The organism is Vibrio sp. 10N.222.49.C9 (assembly GCF_041474985.1).
Taxonomy (GTDB): domain Bacteria; phylum Pseudomonadota; class Gammaproteobacteria; order Enterobacterales; family Vibrionaceae; genus Vibrio; species Vibrio crassostreae_C.
The window spans coordinates 1-412 of the sequence record NZ_JBFRVD010000597.1 but is presented as its reverse complement, the minus strand read 5'-3'; the positions used below and the strand labels follow the sequence as shown (position 1 = coordinate 412).

1 pseudogene is annotated in these 412 nt (G+C 43.7%); it reads left to right on the top strand.

Annotated elements, in window-relative coordinates:
* Positions 1-25: 25 nt before the first annotated feature.
* Positions 26-412: pseudogene (locus tag AB4585_RS24665) on the top strand (hypothetical protein); the annotation flags it as partial.

The following is a 412-nucleotide window of genomic DNA, read 5'->3' as shown; positions in this document are numbered from 1 at the left end:
AGTAAGAACACGGAGGTTTTAATTTATGGAAAATGAGCAAGTTGTGACAGAGCCCATTGTCGAGCATCTGGGACACTTTTTAATTGATCTGCTGTCACTATTTTCTATCACATTTGATAGAAGCAGTTTCATTGCAGACATAGCGTTATTTGTCGTTACCTTGTTAGTTGCAGCGTTCACCTACCTTGTGGTGCGCCACTTCATGCGAAGATTCATTCATACAAGTAGCCAACACTACAACGCCAAAACAAAGCTCACAATCAAGCGTAAGCATCTGCCTGAAAAGGTATCGGTGCTATTCCCCTACTATTTGTTCATGTCCACGAGCGAGCTCATCGTCCCCAAAACCACTATTCCGGGTCAACTCATCGATGGAGTAATGGAGATTGGCGCTGCGATATTGGTACTACGA